Source organism: Microbacterium azadirachtae, from assembly GCF_000956545.1.
GTDB lineage: Bacteria > Actinomycetota > Actinomycetes > Actinomycetales > Microbacteriaceae > Microbacterium > Microbacterium azadirachtae.
This window is the reverse complement of the sequence record NZ_JYIT01000001.1, coordinates 1-496: the sequence shown is the minus strand read 5'-3', so window position 1 is coordinate 496 and position 496 is coordinate 1. Positions and strand designations below refer to the sequence as shown.

General features: G+C 69.0%; 1 protein-coding gene. It reads left to right on the top strand.

The window, feature by feature from the left end:
• Positions 1-16: 16 nt before the first annotated feature.
• The coding region (locus tag RL72_RS00005) for an alpha/beta fold hydrolase (RefSeq protein WP_346218179.1) at positions 17-496 on the top strand (480 nt) is incomplete at its 3' end.

Here is a 496-nt window from a genome sequence, read left to right as displayed (position 1 = left end):
GACGCCGGTCCTCGCGATCCATGGGATCACCGCGACCCACCGGGCCTGGGATCTCGTCGCGGAGAGGCTCCCCGAGCGATGGATCATCGCGCCGGATCTGCGTGGCCGAGGCGGGAGCGGTGCGTTGCCGCCTCCCTACGGTTTCGCGCAGCACATCGAAGACCTGACCGCTGTTCTCGATCACGCCGGCGTTGAGCGAGCGTTGATCCTGGGGCATTCGATGGGCGCCTTCATCGCCACGCGGTTCGCTCAGCGCCATCCCGAGCGCGTGGCGGGCGTCGTACTGGTCGACGGGGGCCTGCCCATCCCGCGCCCGGCCGATCTTTCCGAGGAACAGGCCGCAGCTTCCCTCCTGGGTCCTGCGCTCGAACGACTCTCGATGACCTTCCCCCACGAGGAGGCCTACCGGGCGTACTGGAAGCGCCACCCCGCATTCGGACCCTACTGGAACGCCGCGATCGACGCCTACGTCGGCTACGACCTCGTCGGAGAGGGC